Below are 18438 nucleotides of genomic sequence, written 5' to 3'. Positions count from 1 at the left end.
CCCGCTTCGTCCTGCTCCAAAGACCCCGAAACCCACACCCCCCGGCCTGTAGCGATCATGACAATTGAAGGGTAGTCATGCCTGTATGGCATTACGTCGATCACGATCGGGAACGAAACGGCTCGCCGCGCTCGTCACCGCGGCGGCACTGGTCCTCGTGGGCTGCGGCAGCGGCGGGACGTCGCACCCCGGTGACGGACGGGAGCAGTTGACCGTGGCGGCACTGCCGCTCACCGACTCCGCCGCCCTCTATCTGGCCCGGGACCGCGGGCTGTTCGCCAAGGAAGGCCTGGACGTGCGCATCCAGCCCGTGCAGCAGAGCATCCAGGCGTTGCCGGCGCTGCTCAAGGGCCAGGTGGACGTGATCGCGAGCGCGAACTACGTCACCTACTTCCAGGCGTACGAGAAGGGCACCCTGGACCTGCGCATCGTCGCCGAGGGCGTCCGGATCGCCCCACACATGATGGACGTCCTCGTACCCAAGGACTCCGCCCTGAAGTCACCCGCGGACCTCGCGGGCAAGAAGGTCGCCGTCGCCGTCCTCAACAACATCCAGTCCCTGACCCTGAACGCCATCCTGGACGCCCGGGGCGCGGGGCGTCCCGTCTACCGGCAGCTCCTGTTCCCGCAGATGGGCCCCGCCCTGCAGAAGGGCCAGGTGGACGCCGCCCACGCGGTCGAGCCCTTCGACACCGCCATCCAGGGCGAGTTGGGTGCCCGCGTGCTGCTGGACGGCGGATCGGGACCGGCGCTCGGGCTGCCCGCCAGCGGATACGTCACCACGGCCGACTTCGTGAAGAAGCACCCGAAGGCCGCAGCGGGCTTCCGTCGTGCCGTCGAGGCGGCCTCCAAGCTCGCCTCCGACGATCCCGGAGCGGTCCGCGCGGAACTGCCGAAGTACGCCAAGGTGACGGCCGGCCAGGCCAAGTCCATCCATCTGCCCGCCTATCCGGCGACCGCCGACCCGGCGGCGCTCCACCGCCTCATCCAGCTCATGCGCGCCCAGGGCATGGTGAAGAAGGACATCGATCCGACACCCCTGCTGGTGAAATGACGCGGCGTCAGGAATTGCTGCTGGGCCTGCTCGGTGCGGCGGGGGCGTTCGGGGTCTGCGAGGCGGTCGCCCGGGCGGGGATCGTACGGCGCAGCTATCTGCCCCCCGCCTCCGAAGTCCTCGCCCGCGCCGCGCGGTTGGCGGGCGACCCTGCGTTTCTCGATGGGATCGGGATGACGCTGCGGGCGTGGGCGCTGGGACTGGGGCTCGCCTGTGCGATCGCCGTACCGCTGGGGCTGCTGCTGGGTGTGGTGCCGGTCGTGGAGGCAGCCGTGCGCGCGGTGATCGAGTTCCTGCGGCCGCTGCCGTCCGTCGCGCTGATCCCGCTCGTGTCGCTGCTGCTCGGGTCGGGCACGCGGACGGAGGTGACGCTGATCGCGTACGCCTCGCTCTGGCCGGTGCTGTTCAACACCGTCTACGGCCTCGGCGAGACCGACCCGCTCGCCAAGGACACCCTGCGCGCCTTCGGGTTCGGGCGGCTCGCGGTGCTGCTGCGGGCGCAACTGCCGGCCACCGCCCCGTTCATCGCCGCCGGCGTGCGGATCTCGGCCGGGGTCGCGCTGATCCTGGCCGTCGCGACGGAGATCCTCTCCGGCTTCGGCCAGGGCCTCGGCATCTTCATCGCCCAGGCCCAGACGGAGACGGACGGCACCCGGGACGTGCTGGCCGGGGTGGTGTGGGCGGGCGCTCTCGGGCTGGTGATCAACGGTCTGCTGGTCGGCGCCGAGCGGCGGTTGTTCGCCTGGGCGCAGGAACCCCGCCCGGAATCGGGGAAGTCGGAGCGGGTGCGCCCATGACGGAGACACAGGCCGGCGAACGGCCCGGATCCGCAGCCGGCTCTCCCCGGGCCACGGCCGTCCCCTTCCTCCTGCGCTGGTCGGTGCTCCTGGTCGCCGTCGGCTGCTGGGAGCTGGCCGCCCGGGCGCAGGGCAGCGTCTACTTCCCGCCGCCGCTGCGGATCGCCCGGCACGCCCGCGACCTGTGGTTCTCCGGGCCCGTGGGCCATCTGTTCCTCACCTCGGCCGCCGTCGACACCATCCTGCCGAGCCTGGGGCGGATGGCGGCCGGGTTCGCGCTCGCCGCCGTCGCCGGGATCACCCTGGGGATCGCGGTGGGTCGCTCGCGGCGGGCGTACGCGTTGTGCAACCCGGTGCTCCAGTTCGCGCGGGCCGTGCCGCCGCCCGCGCTGGTACCGGTGTTCGTCGTCGTCTTCGACTTCGGTACGCCCATGCAGGTGGCGTCGATCGTGTTCAGCGCCGTATGGCCGGTGCTGATCAACTCGGCCGAGGGCGCCCGGGCCACCGACCCGCTACGGCTCGAGGTGGCGGCCGTGCTGCGGCTGACCGCGCCCGAGCGGCTGTGGTTCCTGGTCCTGCCCTCGGCACTCCCCCGGATCTGCGCGGGGCTCCGGCTCGGCCTGTCGCTGTGCCTGATCCTGATGGTGTTCTCCGAGCTGCTGCCGGGCAGCGACAACGGCATCGGCTTCACGCTCACCGACGCCCAGACACGCTCCGACCTGCTCACCGTGTGGGCCGCGCTGATGCTGCTCGGCGCACTGGGCCATCTGCTCAACACCGGACTGCTGGCGGTCGAGAAGCGGCTCGTCGGCCCCAGGACATCCACAGGGAGGACGGCATGACGACGGCCACGGTCCGCGAGGCGGTCGTACGGCTTCTGCGTGACACCGGCATGACCACGGTCTTCGGCAATCCGGGCTCGACGGAACTGCCGATGTTCCGCGACTGGCCCGACGACTTCACCTATGTGCTGGGCCTGCAGGAGTCCGTCGCCGTCGGCATGGCGGCCGGGCACGCGCTCGGCACCCGGCGGGCCGCCTTCGTCAGCCTGCACTCGGCCGGCGGGGTCGGGCACGCGCTCGGCGCGGTGTTCAACGCCTTCCGCGACCGGGTGCCGCTGGTCATCGTGGCGGGCCAGCAGGCACGCTCGCTGATCCAGTTGCGGCCGTTCCTCGGCGCCGACGAACCGGCCCTGTTCCCGCGCCCGTATGTGAAGTCCGCCCGTCAGCCGGAGCGGGCCGAGGACGTGCCGGCGGTGCTCGCCGAGGCGTACCGGACCGCGATGACCCATCCACGCGGCCCGGTGTTCGTGTCGGTGCCCGAGGACGACTGGGACCGGCCCGCCGAGCCCGTCGCGCCCCGCACGGTGCACTCCGCGTTCACGGCCGCCCCTGAGGCCCTCGACGCGCTAGCCGCCCGGCTGGACACCTGTGCCCGCCCGGCGCTGGTGGTGGGCCCGGGCGTGGACGACGAGGACGCGCTGGACCAGGTCCGGTCGCTGGCCGAACGGATCCACGGAGGGGTGTGGATCAGCCCGCTCTCCGGCCGTTCCGGCTTCCCGGAGACGCATCCGCTGTTCCAGGGATTCCTGCCGCCGATCCCCCGGCAACTGGCCGCACGCCTGGCCCCGTACGACGTGGTGGTCGCCCTCGGCACCCCGGTGTTCACCTATCACGTGGCGGACGACGGGCCGCCGCTCGCGCCCGGCACCGAGCTGTTCCACCTGGACTGCGACGCCGGCCAGGCCGCCTGGCTGCCCACCGGCACCAGCATCGTCACCACCCTGCGGCCCGCCCTGGAACGGCTCTCGGGGCTGCTGAGGAAGGAGCCCGACCGCGACCCGCCGCCGCCCCGGCCGGCCCCCGCCCCGGCGCGCGCCGAGGGGCACATCACCCCGGAGCTGTTCTTCGATCTGCTCAGCGCCCGGCTGCCGCGCGACCGGGTCCTCGTCGAGGAGGCGCCGAGCCACCGTGACACGCTGCACGCGCGCGTGCCCGTCGAGTCGAGCGGTGCCTTCCTCACCACGGGCAGCGGGGCGCTCGGCTGGGGCCTGCCCCTCGCGGTGGGCCGGGCGCTCGCCGACCGGCGCCGGGTGGTGTGCGTGGTCGGTGACGGCTCGGCGCTGTACACGGTGCAGGCCCTGTGGAGCGCGGCCCGGCACGCGGCCCCGGTCACCTACGTCCTGCTGGACAACGGCGGTTACGCGGCCGTCCGCGCCCTGGGCCGCCGGATCGGCGTCGTGCCCGTCCCCGGCACGGACATCACCGGCATCGACTTCGCGGCCCTCGCGGAGTCCTTCGGCTGCCCGGCGGCCCGCGCCGAGCGTGCAAGGGAGCTGCCGGCCGCGCTCGACCACGCGCTGGCCCGCGGTGACGACACCGGCCCCTTCCTGCTGCACCTGCGGGTCAGCGGCAGCGCGGGCACCCTGTACGAGCCCTGGGCCGGGTGAGGGATGCTGCGCCTCGACTCCGTCAGCCGTCACTTCGCCGACCAGCACGTTCTGGACCGCATCAGCCTCACCGTGCCCGACGGGCAGTTCCTCAGCGTGGTCGGCCCCTCGGGCTGCGGCAAGTCCACGCTGCTGCGCACCATCGCCGGGCTGCTGCCCACCCAGGAGGGCTCCGTCACGATCGACGGGACACCGGTGACGGGCGTACCCGAGCGGCTCGCGGTCGTCTTCCAGGAGTACGGCCGCTCGCTGCTGCCCTGGCTCACCGTCCGCGACAACGTGGCCCTGCCGCTGCGCCGCCGGGGCCTCGGGCGCTCCGCCCGCCGGGCCGAGGCCGAGACGATCCTCGAACGCGTCGGCCTGCACGGGGTGGCCCGGCGCCATCCCCGCGAGTTGTCCGGCGGGATGCAGCAGCGGGTCGCCATCGCCCGCGCCCTCGTCTGCCGGCCCGCCCTGCTGCTGATGGACGAGCCGTTCGGCTCCCTCGACGCGGGCACCCGCGAGGATCTGGAGGACCTGCTGCTGGAGGTCCACCGCTCGGACGACACGACCATCGTGTTCGTCACCCACGACATCGACGAGAGCGTGTACGTCGGCGACCGCGTGGTCGTCCTCTCCGCCGGCCCTGGCTCCCGCGTCGTCCGCGACCTCCCGGTCGACCTCCCCGGCGAGCGGGACCAGCTCACCACGCGGGGCCTTCCCGGGTTCGTGAGACTGCGCACGGAGGTCGGACGGGCCGTCCGCGGAGCAGGCTGAGGCATCCTGGGAGGCGTACCAGGAGGCCGGGAGGTGTGGCATGCGGTGGTGGGCGGGTGGCTGCGCGATCGCGGTGGTCGTCGTGCTGGCGGGCTGCGGGGCGTCGGGGGGCGGGGGCGCGAAGGCGGGAGCCTCCGGGAGCCGGTCACCGCGGCCCTCGTCGCCCCGTGCGTCGGCGCCGCCCGGCGCCCCGGCCTCTCCGGGCGGCCCCGCGTCCTCCGGCGGGACGACCACGCCGGCCGCCCCTCCTTCCGGGGCGCCGGCCGGCCCCTCGGCGCGCGCCTGCGTCGCCGGGCAGGCGGAAGTCGCCGTCTCGCCGGGCGACCCGGTCCGGCGCCGGCTGTGCGTCCGCCCCGGCACGGTGGTGACGCTCGTGCTGCGGCCACGCCCGGACGACAAACGGTGGACGGGCGTGCTGAGTTCGGCTCCGGCGCTCGTCGTGCCGTCCGGTTGGCGGGTGGACTCGGACGGCACGGCGCACGCGACCCTGCGCTGCGCCGGCACCCGGGGCGGTACGGCCGAGGTCACCGCATCCGCCAAGGCACCCGACGTGGCAGGCGCCGCACGCCCGGTCCTCACACTGGACGTGCTGGTGGTGCCGTACGCGCAGGAGGGGTGATCCCGGAGCGCCGGGACCGCCCCTCCTGATGGATCGATCCGTCAGCGCAGGTCTCGCACCTTGACCGTGTAGATCCCCCGGCCGTGCGTGGCGGCGTACAGCGTGCCGCCGTCCGGGCTCGTCTTGAGCTGGAGGACCGCGACGGCCGGCAGGCTGCCGATCCGCTGCCAGGTGGCGTGGCCCGGGGCGCGGTAGACGACGCCGAGGTCGGTGGCGACGGCGAGGCCGCCGTCCGCCGTCACCAGCGCCGAGTTGGTGGGCACGTCCGGCAGGTTGGCCGAGACGTCCTTCCAGGTCGTCCCGCCGTCGGTGGACTCGAAGACATGGCCGACGCCGGCGCCGGGGCCCTCGGTCCAGTGCCGGGAGAAACCGTTGACGGCCAGGAAGACGTGGTCGGCGTTCTTCGGGTCGACCGCGAAGCCGCTCAGGTAGCGGTTCGGCACCGTGCCGTCCACCGGCAGGTTGATGTCGTGCCAGCCGGTGCCGTCCGCGTTTCCGACGGCGATGCCACGGGCGAAGCCCTGGTTGTTGCAGGGGCCGCACCAGGCGGCGTAGACCTTGCCGCCGGACGCGGCGACGGCGGTCGCGGTGCGGCCGGCGCCCAGGTCGTGGACGCTGGTCCACTCCTTGCCGCTGCGGATGGCGTAGCCGTGGGTCTGGACCCAGATGTGCCGGCCGCCGGCGACCCAGGTGTTGCCGTCCTTCATGTCCGCCGCCAGCGGGGCGATGAACCGGGCCTCGCTGGTGGCGTTGTCGGGCGGGGCCACCGAGTACGAGGTGGCCTTGCTCGGGTCGGTGACCCAGCTTCCGTCGTTCACCGCACAGTTCTGTGTCACCTGGACGGCGAGGTAGACGTACTCCTGGGCGATGTCGCAGCCGTTGGCGGGATCGGTGAGGGTGTCGCCGCCGTCACCGCCGAAGTTGGAGCCCATCACCCTGTCGTCGCCGCGCAGGATCGACTGGCCGTTGTCCTGCAGGCCACCGGTGACGGAAAGGCCGCCGTGGTCGAGGTCCTTGCCGATGCCGACGGAGTAGTACTGCAGGGTGTCGATGGTGCCGTCGTTCAGGGACGTCCAGTCGGTGGCGTGCCCGGAGGCGTCCTGGGAGCCGTTCACCGGGCGCCTGTAGATGCCGCCGTCGTTGCCGACGTACACGAAGCTCTTGCCGTGGTAGCGGCCGATCGCGACACCGTGCTGGTCGGAGTGGGTGGTGGGGTTGCAGTCGCCGGTCTGCTTGGCCGGGTCGATGCTCCAGCAGGAGAAGGTGAAGTTCCAGTACGGGCCGACGGTGGACCAGGTGCCGCCGCCGTCCTTGGTCTCGTAGACCTCCTCCAGGCCCGCGTACACGTGCTGCGGGTCGCTGGGGTCGACGGCGAGGAACTGGTTGTACCAGGCCTGGACGCCGGGCATGTAACCGGCCGTCGTCAGCGCCGAGTTGTCGGCGGCCAGGCCCTTGTAGTCGGCGATCTTCGTCCAGGGGCCCGCCGGGGAGCCGGACCTGGAGACGTAGATGCCCTCCAGGCCGCTGTCCGGGTTGGTGTTCAGCTGCTCCGGGGACTGCTCGATGGCGTAGTAGCGGGAGCCGTCGGCGGAGCGGGCGAAGGTGACGTTGCCGACGTTGTCCGCGTCGGCGGGAAGGTCACCGAGGCCGCTGGTGATCCGGGTCCAGGTGCCGCCCGTCTTCGTGTAGAAGCCGTTGTAGTCGTCGCCGCTGCGCCAGCCGACGGCGAGGACCACCTTGGACGGGTCCTTGGGGTCGATGGCGATGTCGTTGGCGATGTTCTTGTACGGGGCGTCCGGGTCGTCGGCCTTCGAACCGCCGGGCATGAAGTCGGGGTTGGGTGCGAACTCCAGCTTCCAGGGACCGCCGAGCTTCTTCGTGGAGTGGCTCCACACGCCCTCGCTGGTGGCCGCCCACACCTTGCCGCCGCCGAAGCGCAGCTCGTGGATGGTGGTGCTCTCCAGCTCGTCGCCGCCGACCCGGCTGCGTGCGGAGAAGGTGCCGTGGTGCGGCTGGGTGAGGACGTAGACGCCGCTGCCGAGGTAGGCGTCGGCGTTGGTGGTGGCCTCGCCGGTGCCCAGCCAGAGCCGGCCCGCGCCGTCGAGGGCGAGGGCGCCGGTGGACTGGGCGGGGAGCCGGTCGCTGATGGGCTGCCAGTGGCCGCCCCCGCTGCGCGAGCGCCACACCCCGCCGCCGGCGCTGCCCGCGTAGACGTAACCGTCGTCGTCGGCGGCGATCGCGGCCATCCGGCCGGTGACATTGCCGCTTCCACCGCTGGAGTTGGAGTCGATGTCACGGTAGCGCGGGTCGTCCGAGTTGTACGGCAGGTCGGTGATGTTGTGCCATCTGCCGCCTGTGCTCCTGAGGTTGGTCAGGTCGTGCCAGGCGGCGCCGTACGCGCCCGGGGCGACCACACCCGGCGACGTACGGGCCTCGGCGTACTGGTCCGCGCCCTCGGCGATCTCGTCCGCCTCGTTGCCGCCGTCGTCGTCCGCCGCCGCGTGCGGGGACATGGCGCCCACCGACTGCGCGCGCTCCTTGGCGAGTTGGCCGAGAACACGGACACCGAAGGGGCTCGGCGAGCGCCCGGAGGCGGAAGACGGAGGGATCGCGACGAGTGCGGCGGACGCGGTGAGCGCACAGACGGTGAACCACCGCCTTCTGTGGGTTGGTACGGACACCAAGGACCTCCCGAGGTGCAGCGAGACTGCTGACGCAGGAGACCCGATCACGTTGGCGTGAAAACGTCCGCCGCTTGGCGAAAGTTTGACGAGAACCTGCCAGTGACTACCCCTCCGGGAGGTGACTCTTGCGGGCTCCCGAGGGGGCCGCCACGCCCTGGCTGCGCACCCTGCCCAGCGTCTTCAGCAGCCGGTCGGCCGGCTCGCGCAGCTGCGGATGGGCGTTGACCGTGTTGCGCAGCCCTCGCACCGGCCTGCGCCACAGCCGCCAGGTCAGCGCGACCGGGTGCCGGCGGGCCGCGAAGCCCTCGGCGACCCGCAGCTCGCGGGTCTTGAGCCAGTCCTTGTACTCCTTGTCGCCGCGGCCGAGGTCGACCAGGGTCACCCCGGCCCGGGCGGCCGCCTCGGCGGTGCGCAGATGCATCATCAACCCCGGTGAGTAGTAGTGCAGTTCGGGGTCGTAGGCGGTGAACCAGGCCGCCAGTACCGTGTTCGACCGGGGGCCGAAGTGGGCCGCGACCGGACGGTCGCCCGCGTACAGCACCGACAGCACTCCGGTGAAGTGCTCCTCACGGACGCGGAAGAGATGGTCGACCAGGCCCACGATCCACGGCCGGGAGAACCGGTCCATGCGGCCGGTCCTGCGGTACTGCGCGGACTTCCAGCGCATGAGCGTGCGCAGTACCTGCGGGTCGCGCTCGTCGAACTCGAAACGCACCTCGCCGATGTCCCGGCCGAGCCGCCGTTCCTTCTTCAGCGTGGTCTTGGCCAGCCCCGGATAAGTGCCGCGCAGCCAGTCGGGGTAGCCGCCGTCGCCGGGCTTCACATCGATCACGGGTGAGGCGAAGGTGCCGGTGACGTGCGGTGCGAACGGACGCTGTTCCTGGACGAGATGGTCGAACTCGAAGATGCCGAGCCCGCAGGCCCGCAGCAGTTCCTCGGCGTTCCAGGTGACCCCGGGCCGGTGCACCAGGGCCTGGCAGTCGGACAGCCCCAGCCCGATGGCCCGCCCGGTCCCGAACGGCCCCCGCTCATAGGGGAAGAACCCGGCGGCCTCCCCGCCCTCGCGCAGGACCGCCACCCGCGCCCCGCCGCGGTACCGGCCGACGCCGATCGCGAACTCCGGTGCCAGGAACGGATTGGCGTACTCGGGCGACTCGTCCATCGCACGGTGCCAGGCCCCGCGCTGCTCGGGTGTCAGCTCACCGGGTCTGTGGATGGTGATCTCCACCTCAGTTCGACCGTCCTTCCGCAGGCTCGGCGAACGGTGTGCCCGAGGCGGCACAGACCGGTGAGGCGTATGGATCGTGGCTCATGGATCGCATGGCGACCGCTCCCCCCATGACGCGCCGGGCGCGTCCTGTCGCTGGTTCCGATGTGCGCAGAATTCCCCTCCGCGCGCGACTGCTCAAACGTCGCGAAACAGTACGCACACTGTCAAGGGTGCCTCAGGCGACGGATGATCCGCCACGGGTGTGGCGACTTCGTGACAAGTCGGCCTCGGCTCCCTCAGCTGGGCCGGCGCCCCGCCCCCTCGGCAGCGCTGAGGTCCTGGGTCCCGATGACCGAGAGCAGCTCCAGCTGCGCGGCCCCCTCGGTGCCGGGCGGGGCGCTGAACCACAGCAGGCGCTGACGGCCGTCCTCGCTGAAGAGGTTGTGGCAGTCCAGCTCGATGACGCCGAGCGAGGGATGGACGATCCGCTTGTGGTCGGTGCGGCGCAGGGCCACCTCCCGCTGCTCCCACAGCTCGGCGAACTCCGTACTGCGCCGCAGCAGTGTGGCCACCAGCCCGGTGACGTCGGGGTCCTTGGCGCGCCGGGCCGCGACAGCCCGGAGGTCGGCGGTGCAAACGCGGGAGTGGTGCGGATGGTCCTCGGCCGGGTAGAGGCCACGGGCGGTGGGGTCGGTGAACCAGCGGTACACGAAGCTCCGCCCGGTTCCGCGTCCGGGGGGCATCTCGCCGAGCAGCGCCACGGCGAGGGGGTTCTGGACGAGGGGTTCGTGCAGGTCGGAGATGACCTGGGCGGGTGTCGTGGTGAGCCGGTCCAGCAGGCCGAGCAGGGCAGGCTGGGCGAGTGCGGTGGGCCCGGACGCCTCGGCGGGCAGCGGACGGTCGGCGAGGTGGAAGAGGTGGTCGCGTTCGTCTCCGCCGAGCCGAAGCGCACGCGCGAGGGCGGCCAGGACCTGCGCGGAGGGCTGGGCGCCGCGGCCCCGCTCCAGCTCGGTGTAGTAGTCGGCCGAAAGACCGGCCAGCTGGGCCACCTCCTCGCGGCGCAGGCCCGGGACCCGGCGGCGGGGGCCCACGGGCAGTCCGACGTCGGCGGGGCGGACCCGGTCGCGCCGGGACTTCAGGAAGGCGGCCACCTCTGCATGGTTCACGCCCTCCATGGTCGCGCCTCGGGACATGCGGAGCCAGGGGTTGCCGGCCCCAGGGTGAGCGCAGCCGTGGCTGCCGCCGCTGCGGCGGCCCACGGTGGAGTCACCCACCGGGCGCCACGCCCCACAGCGGCAGGAGATCTCATGTCCACCGAAGCAAGCACCCCCTCGGCGCCCCGTGTCGCCGTCGTCACCGGAGGGTCCCGCGGCATCGGCCGGGCCACGGTGAGCCGGCTCGCCGCGGCCGGCTGCGCCGTGGTGATCGGGTACGCGGGCAGCCGCGACCTGGCCGAGGCCGCGGTCCAGGAGATCACCGCGGCCGGCGGCAGCGCGGTCGCCGTGCGCGCCGATGTCGCCGACGAACAGCAGGTCGCCGCGTTGTTCCGGACGGCCGCGGAACAGTTCGGCGGAGTCGACGTCGTGGTCCACACGGCCGGCCGGATGTATCTCGCGCCGATCGCCGAACTGGACCTCGCTGAGCTCGACGCGCTGCACCGCACCAACATCCGCGGCACGTTCGTGGTCGCCCGGGAGGCGGCCCGTACGCTGCGCCGGGGCGGCGCGTTCGTCGGCTTCTCCACGTCCGTGGTGGGCCTGGCCTTTCCCACGTACGGCGTCTACAGCGCGAGCAAGGGCGCGGTCGAGGCGCTGACCCTGGTGCTGGCCCGGGAACTGCGCGGCCGGGACGTCACCGTGAACACGGTCGCCCCCGGGCCCACGGCCACCGAGCTGTTCCTGGACGGCAAGGACGAGGAGACCGTGGCCCGCCTGGCCGCTCAGCCGCCGCTGGAACGCCTCGGCACGCCCGCGGAGGTCGCCGAGGTGGTGGCGTTCCTCGCCTCCCCGGCCGGCCACTGGATCAACGGCCAGGTCGTGCGCGCCAACGGCGGACTCGTCTGACCACCGGCCACCCCCACTTGCAGCGAGGAACCATGACGACCGACACTCCCCGAACCATCCTGGTCACCGGCGCCTCCAGCGGATTCGGCGCGCTGACCGTGCGCGCCCTCGCCGGCTCCGGTCACACCGTCTACGCGGGGATCCGGCAGGCGGCCGACCGCAACGCGGCCGCCGTGGCGAGCCTGGACCACTATGCGGCCGAACACGGCGTCCGCCTGTACGCCGTAGACCTGGACGTCACCGCCCAGGACTCCGCCGACGCGGCCGTGGCCCGGGTGCTGGCCGCCGAGGGCCGGCTGGACGTGGTGGTCCACAACGCGGGCCACATGGTCTCCGGCCCCGCCGAAGCCTTCACCCCCGAGCAACTGGCGGAGCTGTACGACGTCAACGTGCTGGGCGCCCAGCGCCTGAACCGGGCCGCGCTGCCGCATCTGCGGGACCGCGGCGAGGGCCTGCTGGTGTGGATCGGCAGCTCCAGCACCCGCGGCGGCTGTCCGCCCTTCCTGGGGCCGTACTTCGCGGCGAAGGCGGCGATGGACGCGCCGGCGGTCAGTTACGCCGGTGAGCTGGTCCGGTTCGGCATCGACACGGCGATCGTCGTGCCCGGCGCCTTCACCTCCGGTACGAACCACTTCCTGCACGCGGGCACGCCCGCCGACACGGGGCGCGCGGCCGCCTACGACGAGCGCTACGGCGCCCTGCTGACGGGGCTGGACGAGCGGCTCGCGGCGCTGATCCCGCCGGACGCGGACCCGGCGGAGGTCGCCGCGGCCGTCGTACGGCTGGTGGAGCTGCCCGCCGGCCGCCGGCCGCTGCGCACCCACGTCGACCCCGCCGCTGACGGCAGCGAGGTCGTGTCCGCGGTCGCCGACCGCATCCGGGCCGAGTTTTTCCGCCGTGCCGGCCTCGACGACCTGCTCGCCACGGGCAGTTCGCTCTGATCCGCCGTCAAGTGAGGAGATCCATCATGCCGTTCGCGAACTTCAAGGTGCCCGCCGGAAGCCTGGACGACCAGCAGAAGGAGCTGATCGTCACCCGCACGACCGAGTTGTACGCCGAGATCTACGGCGACCGGGCCCGCGCCAGCACCATGGTCCTGGTCGAGGAGGTGACGGACGGCGGCTGGGGCATCGGCGGCGGTGTGCTGACCCTGGCCATGCTCCAGGAGCCGCCTGTGGACTGACGCGCTCTTGACATGAACCTGTGCCAACCCTGAGTCTTCGTGCGTAAAACTGCTCGATCGAAGCATATTTCGAGCGCTTACGCGCATCGAGAGCAAGAACAGTCAGTCCGCAGTGCTGCGAGGGGAGCTGTTCCGCCGTGCGAAGACTTCGACACCGTGTGCCGTGGCCGGCCTGGGTACCGCTGGGGCTGGCGACCGCCCTGGCGGCCACCGCGCTCGCCGTCCCGGCGCCCGCCCAGGCCGCCGCCACCGCCTCCGGCGCCGTACTCGACCCGGCCCACGCAAGCGTCGGCTGGCAGAGCCCGGTCTACGCCAAAGGCACCGGCGGCGGGCCCGAGAGCTGCCCGGACGCGGCGGCCGATCCGGACAACAGGGTCTGCGACCGCTTCGACCTGACGGTCTCGGTGCCGGCGGGCTACTGGGACGACAACCCCGAGGGCGGCGTGCCGCTGTCGATCACGTGGGACAGGCCCTCCGACGACTTCGACCTGTACGTCTACGACGACCACGGCAAGCAGGTGGCGTCCAGCGCGGGCACCGCCGACCCGGAGGCCACGGTGATCCCGCGGGCGTCCGGGACCTACCACGTGGTCGTCGTGCCGTACGACGTGCACGCCAACTCCTTCACCGGTGCCGCCTACCTGCCCGCGACCACGGACGCCGGCGATCTCACGTCCTTCTCGGGCGGCGCCGGCAGGTACACCGTCGCAGCCGGGCGGCTCGTGGCACAGGCCGACTTCCTGACGGGAGGTCAACTGCGGTTGCAGGCCGACCCGTCCGGCTCGCTGAGCGATCCGGCGGGCTCGGCGATCGTGCGCAAGGAGCCCGCCGCGGAGCGGCACACCTCGTCGTTCGACGCGGGCGACTACTACGGCATCCGCTCGCCTCAGGCCGTGCTGCGCGTGTACAAGAAGCCGCTGCGCTTCGGGCTGTACAAGCCCGACGACCGCACCCGGATCTGGCAGGAGGACAAGCCGCTGCGCTGGTCGACCGGCGGGATGCGGCAGAGCCTCCAGCGGGGCCCGGACGAGCAGTTCTTCGGCGGCGGCGAGCAGAACGGCAGCTTCTCGCACCGCGGGCGGACCATGTACGTGTCCAACAGCTTCGACTGGGACGAGGGCGGCTACAACAACTCCCAGCCCTTCTACCTCTCCAGCGCGGGCTACGGCGCCTTCCGCAACACCTTCGCGCCGGGCGTGTACACCTTCGGTTCGCCGGTGACCACCGGCCAGCAGGAACGGCGCCTGGACGCCTACTACTTCCTCGGCGACGCCAAGCAAGTCATCGGGGAGTACACCGCTTTGGTCGGCAAGCCGTTCATGCCGCCGGTGTACGGGCTCGAACCCGGCGACTCCGACTGCTATCTGCACAACGCCAACCGGGGCGAACGGCACACCCTCGACGCGCTGAAGACCGCCGACGGATACACGCAGCATCAGATGCCGCTCGGCTGGATGCTGGTCAACGACGGCTACGGCTGCGGGTACGAGAACCTGGAGCAGACCGCCCAGGGCCTGCAGGACCACCACGCCCAGCTCGGCCTGTGGACCCAGGACGGCATCGACAAGCTCGCCGACCAGGTCGAGGCGGGCCAGCGGGTGGCCAAGCTGGACGTGGCCTGGGTCGGCAACGGCTACAGGTTCGCGCTGGACGCGTGCGACGCCGCGAAGAAGGGGATCGAGGACAACAGCGACGCCCGCGGTTTCGTCTGGCTGCCGGTGTCCTGGGCGGGTGCGCAGCGCTGCGGGGTGCTGTGGAGCGGCGACCAGAAGCTGTCCTGGGACTACATCCGCTGGCAGATCCCGACCTACGCCGGCGCGACCCTGTCCGGCATCGCGTACAACACCGGTGACGTGGGCAGCATCTACGGCCACGACGCCAAGATGTACGCCCGCGACCTGCAGTGGAAGGCGTTCCTGCCGGCCATCATGACCATGGACGGCTGGGCGACCGACGTCACGACCAGGAAGCCCGCCGACCAGCAGCCCTGGCTGGACGGGGAGCCGTACACCTCGATCAACCGGAAGTACCTGCAGCTGAAGGAGCGGCTGCTGCCGTACATGTACACACTGTCCGCCGAGGCGGCGAAGACCGGTGTGGGCGCGGTGCGTCCACTGTGGCTGGAGTACCCGGACGACCCGGGGACGCTGTCGGACCAGGCGACGTACGAGTTCCTGTCCGGCCCCGACTTCCTCGTCGCCCCGGTGTACCAGGACTCCGACACCCGCGACGGCATCTACCTGCCGAAGGGCACCTGGACGGACTACTGGACCGGCCGCACCTACCAGGGCCCGACCACGGTCAACGGCTACCACGCCCCCCTCGACACGCTCCCGCTGTTCGTACGCGAGGGTGCGATCGTGCCGATGTGGCCGAAGGGGACGACGAGTTGGCAGACCCGGGACCGGCACGAGCTGGACTGGGACCTGTATCCGGCGGCCCACGGCACCCGCCACTACACGCTGTACGAGGACGACGGGGTGACCCGCGACTTCACCCGGGGCGCGGCCGCCGCCCAGCGGGTGTCCGTACGCACCGGGGGCGACGGCACGACCGTGTCGGTGGGCGCGAGCAGGGGTGCGTACGCGGGCAAGGTGGACGCTCGTTCCTACCGGTTCACCGTGCACGGCGACACGGCACCACGGCGGGTCTTCCTCGACGGACGCCAACTGCCCGCATCCGCCTGGTCGTACGACCCCGGCACCCACGTCACGACCGTCACCACACCGACCCTGTCCCTGGACCGGGGCTTCCTTGTGCGCCTGGTCGACGGGAAGTAAAAGAATCGTATGGTCTAGTCCAAAGTGAGCGTTGGTCTAGTCCAACTCATTGACGTGACCGCAACAGCTCCCGGAGGGTGGGGCTCCCCCTGTTCCGGGGACCTCCCCACCCCCACCCTCCGGAGGCACGCAGTGAGACCTCTTCGGGCATGTCTGGGCGCGGCGGCCGCCGTCACGCTCGCCGCCGCGGGCACCACCGCGCTCGTGGCGAGCAACGCCTCGGGCGCGACCACCGCGCTCGGCAACCGCTGGTACGCCGCCGCTCCCTATCTCATGCCGCTGGACAACGATCCGCCGGACCCGGCCGCCATCATGGACGCCACCGGCCTCAAGGCCTTCCAGCTCGCCTTCGTCCTCGCCCCCAACGGCGGTGGCTGCTCGCCCACCTGGGGCGGCACCGCACCGGTCTCCTCGGACACGGCCGTGCAGTCGATGATCAACACGATCCGCGGCAAGGGCGGTGACGTCTCGGTCTCCATCGGCGGCTACGGCGGCACGAAGCTCGGCCAGGCCTGCGCCGACCCCGCGTCCACGGCGGCGGCGTACCAGCAGGTCATCACCAAGTACGGCCTGCATGCGATCGACTTCGACCTGGAGGAGCCGGAGTACGAGAACACGGCGGCGATCCACAACGAGATCGGCGCGGCCAAGATCCTCCAGCAGAACAACCCGGGGCTGTACGTCTCCGTGACGACGGCCGGCACCGCGGACGGCACCGGCTGGTTCGGCAAGCAGATGCTGCTGGAGGCCAAGTCCCAGGGCTTCACGCCGAACAACTTCTCCATCATGCCGTTCGACGGCGGCTTCAACGGCGCGGCGAGCCAGACCAGCGCGCTGACCAACTTCAACGCGATCCTGCAGTCCACCTTCGGCTGGGACCAGGCGACCGCGTACGCCCACGAGGGCTTCTCCGGCATGAACGGCCGCAGCGACTCGGGCGAGTACTTCACCCAGGCGGACTTCCAGACCGTGCTGGACTACGCGACGAGCCACAACATGGACCGGTTCACGTTCTGGTCCCTGAACCGCGACCGGCAGTGCAGTCCGCCTGACAACGGCGGCCGCACGTCCGGCACCTGCTCCAGCGTGGCGCAGAACGACTGGGACTTCGCCAAGTACTCGGTGAAGTTCGCGGGGGTGACCCCGCCGACCACCACGCCGACGCCCACCCCGACCCCGACCCCGACCACCTGCAAGACGGCGTGGAGTTCGTCGGCGGTGTACACGGCCGGGGACGAGGTCTCGTACAACAAGCACAACTGGAAGGCCAAGTGGTGGACCCAGAACGAGGTGCCCGGCGCCTCGGAATGGGGCCCGTGGCAGGACGAGGGCGCCTGCTGACCCACTTGACGGCTCTGGTTCAGACCTCTAGCTTCTCGGGTCACCGGCGACCAAGGATGCGTTCAGTGTTCACATAGCTGAACGCATCCCGGTCTGACGAAGGGACCCACCATGACCCGAGTACGGCTCCTCGCGGTGCCCACCACCACGGGCCTCGCCCTCGCGCTCGCCCTCCTCGGCAGCCCCAGCGCGCTCGCTGCCGACCCGCATGTCGCCCCCGGCGGCAACTTCGACCTGTCCCTCTGGGAGCTCCAGGAGCCCGTCGGCTCCCCGGGCAGCCCGACCACGATCCCCTCGTCCCGGCTCCAGGGGGCGAACGGCTACCAGGACGCGTACTTCTACACCGACACCCGCGACGGGGCCATGACCTTCTGGGCGCCGGAGAAGGGCGTCACCACGCCGAACTCCAACTACGCCCGCTCCGAGCTGCGCGAGATGAACCGCGACGGCAGCGCCGCCGACTGGGCGCTGTCCGGGTCGCACAGGATGAACGCGACCCTGCGCGTGGTGTCCGTGACGAAGAACGTGTGCGTGGGCCAGATCCACCTCGGCAGCGGCGGCTCCTCCACCAAGCCGCTGCTGGAGCTGTACTACCACGCCAACGGCGACATCGTCCTCGGCACGGAGAACTCCCCGTCCGGCGGGCAGACCACGCACACCGTGGGACATGTCTCGATCGGCAAGACCTGGAGCTACACCATCGCCGTCTCGGGCGGGAACACCATCGACCTGACCGTCAACGGCAGCACCACCCACTACGCCATCCCGTCGTCGTTCCAGCCGTACAAGCAGTACTTCAAGGCCGGGTCCTACAACCAGTCGTCCTCGGACAGCACCACCAACGGCGCCCGTGTCGCGTTCTACGGCCTGACTGTCAAGCACGGGTGACACGCCGCGCGACCTGCGCGATTGGTGCAAACGGCCGCGCGGTCGTAGCGTCGAGTGGACGGTCGGACACAGCACGACGGTGGGAGCGGCCATGCGCGGAACACTGGTGGGAACGGCGGTCACCCTGGCGGCGGGAGCCCTGCTGACAGCGGCGATGACGACGGCCTCTGCCAGTCCGCCGACCCCGGCCGCGGCCGGGGGGCGGGCCGGTGTGACCCGGCCCGTGCTCGTCGACTGCTTCTTCCACAAGAACGTCCGCCCGGCCGAATTCATCCTGGCCTGCGGCGACGGCAACAGCCGGCTCGCCGGCCTCCAGTGGACCCAGTGGGGTCCGAACGGGGCGAAGGCCGTGGGCGTGAACTGGGTCAACGACTGCAAGCCGTACTGCGCGGCCGGCACCTTCCACAGCTACCCGGTCGTCATCCGGCTCACCGGGCGGGAGCAGTGGAAGAAGCATCCGTCCTTCCAGCGCTACGCCCAGATGAGCCTGACCTACACCGGCGCCCGGCCGGACGGCTTCAACCAGGTCATGACCTACCCGCTCTGGGACTGACACCCGGCCTTCCCCGGGTCGGGCCGGGGGCCACGGATGGGCGCGCCGCGACCGGAGCCCC

General features: G+C 71.8%; 15 protein-coding genes and 1 pseudogene. 13 read left to right on the top strand and 3 right to left on the bottom strand.

Annotation, left to right across the window (positions count from 1 at the left end):
* Positions 1–85 precede the first annotated feature (85 nt).
* From AB0L59_RS10165 to AB0L59_RS10140, 6 genes are read left to right on the top strand one after another with little or no spacing between them, the layout of a single operon-like run.
* On the top strand, positions 86–1054 hold the full coding sequence (locus AB0L59_RS10165) for an ABC transporter substrate-binding protein (protein ID WP_365581393.1): 969 nt from the start codon (positions 86–88) through the stop codon (positions 1052–1054).
* Positions 1051–1851, top strand: a complete 801-nt coding sequence (locus tag AB0L59_RS10160) for an ABC transporter permease (RefSeq protein ID WP_365581392.1) — start codon at positions 1051–1053, stop codon at positions 1849–1851. The genes AB0L59_RS10165 and AB0L59_RS10160 overlap by 4 nt, the downstream gene beginning before the upstream one ends.
* Complete coding sequence (locus tag AB0L59_RS10155) at positions 1848–2693, top strand: ABC transporter permease subunit (RefSeq protein ID WP_365581390.1); 846 nt, start codon at positions 1848–1850, stop codon at positions 2691–2693. Before AB0L59_RS10160 ends, AB0L59_RS10155 begins: the two co-directional genes overlap by 4 nt.
* The gene (gene mdlC / locus AB0L59_RS10150; protein WP_365581388.1) at positions 2690–4300 is read left to right on the top strand and encodes a benzoylformate decarboxylase; all 1611 of its coding nucleotides are present in this window, start codon (positions 2690–2692) and stop codon (positions 4298–4300) included. The genes AB0L59_RS10155 and mdlC overlap by 4 nt, the downstream gene beginning before the upstream one ends.
* A 3-nt stretch (positions 4301–4303) precedes the next feature.
* On the top strand, positions 4304–5056 hold the full coding sequence (locus AB0L59_RS10145; protein ID WP_365581386.1) for an ABC transporter ATP-binding protein: 753 nt from the start codon (positions 4304–4306) through the stop codon (positions 5054–5056).
* 40 nt (positions 5057–5096) lie between these two features.
* Positions 5097–5675 (top strand): hypothetical protein, encoded by a 579-nt coding sequence (locus AB0L59_RS10140; protein ID WP_365581384.1) that lies wholly within the window; start codon positions 5097–5099, stop codon positions 5673–5675.
* Between the two features lie 41 nt (positions 5676–5716).
* Here the strand turns inward: AB0L59_RS10140 and AB0L59_RS10135 are convergent, their stop codons facing one another.
* The 3 genes from AB0L59_RS10135 to AB0L59_RS10125 all read right to left on the bottom strand — a co-directional run bounded on the left by AB0L59_RS10135 (position 5717) and on the right by AB0L59_RS10125 (position 10735).
* Positions 5717–8356 (bottom strand): glycosyl hydrolase, encoded by a 2640-nt coding sequence (locus AB0L59_RS10135; protein ID WP_365581383.1) that lies wholly within the window; start codon positions 8354–8356, stop codon positions 5717–5719.
* 106 nt (positions 8357–8462) lie between these two features.
* Complete coding sequence (locus tag AB0L59_RS10130) at positions 8463–9587, bottom strand: GNAT family N-acetyltransferase (protein WP_365581381.1); 1125 nt, start codon at positions 9585–9587, stop codon at positions 8463–8465.
* A gap of 278 nt (positions 9588–9865) precedes the next feature.
* A complete protein-coding gene (locus tag AB0L59_RS10125; protein WP_365581380.1) occupies positions 9866–10735 on the bottom strand; it encodes a helix-turn-helix transcriptional regulator in 870 nt (289 codons plus the stop codon).
* Positions 10736–10876: 141 nt separating this feature from the next.
* Here AB0L59_RS10125 and AB0L59_RS10120 point away from each other — a divergent pair, with 141 nt between their 5' ends.
* From AB0L59_RS10120 to AB0L59_RS10090, 7 genes and pseudogenes are all read left to right on the top strand, one after another.
* Positions 10877–11632, top strand: a complete 756-nt coding sequence (locus tag AB0L59_RS10120; protein WP_365581379.1) for an SDR family oxidoreductase — start codon at positions 10877–10879, stop codon at positions 11630–11632.
* A gap of 32 nt (positions 11633–11664) precedes the next feature.
* On the top strand, positions 11665–12573 hold the full coding sequence (locus AB0L59_RS10115; protein ID WP_365581378.1) for an SDR family oxidoreductase: 909 nt from the start codon (positions 11665–11667) through the stop codon (positions 12571–12573).
* 26 nt (positions 12574–12599) lie between these two features.
* Positions 12600–12815: a tautomerase family protein gene (locus AB0L59_RS10110; protein WP_365581376.1), complete on the top strand. Its 216-nt coding sequence runs from the start codon at positions 12600–12602 to the stop codon at positions 12813–12815.
* Between the two features lie 641 nt (positions 12816–13456).
* Positions 13457–15499, top strand: a pseudogene (locus tag AB0L59_RS10105) (TIM-barrel domain-containing protein); the annotation flags it as partial.
* 228 nt (positions 15500–15727) lie between these two features.
* On the top strand, positions 15728–16936 hold the full coding sequence (locus tag AB0L59_RS10100) for a chitinase (protein WP_365581375.1): 1209 nt from the start codon (positions 15728–15730) through the stop codon (positions 16934–16936).
* Positions 16937–17047: 111 nt separating this feature from the next.
* Positions 17048–17824 (top strand): polysaccharide lyase family 7 protein, encoded by a 777-nt coding sequence (locus AB0L59_RS10095; protein WP_365581374.1) that lies wholly within the window; start codon positions 17048–17050, stop codon positions 17822–17824.
* A gap of 91 nt (positions 17825–17915) precedes the next feature.
* Entirely contained in the window at positions 17916–18377 is a 462-nt protein-coding gene (locus AB0L59_RS10090; RefSeq protein WP_365581373.1) for a hypothetical protein, read from the top strand.
* The last annotated feature ends 61 nt before the right edge of the window (positions 18378–18438 follow it).

It is taken from the genome of Streptomyces sp. NPDC052109 (assembly GCF_040680195.1).
In the GTDB taxonomy this organism is placed as follows: Bacteria; Actinomycetota; Actinomycetes; order Streptomycetales; family Streptomycetaceae; genus Streptomyces.
Note: the sequence above shows the minus strand (reverse complement) of the source record. Positions and strands in the feature narration are given on the sequence as shown.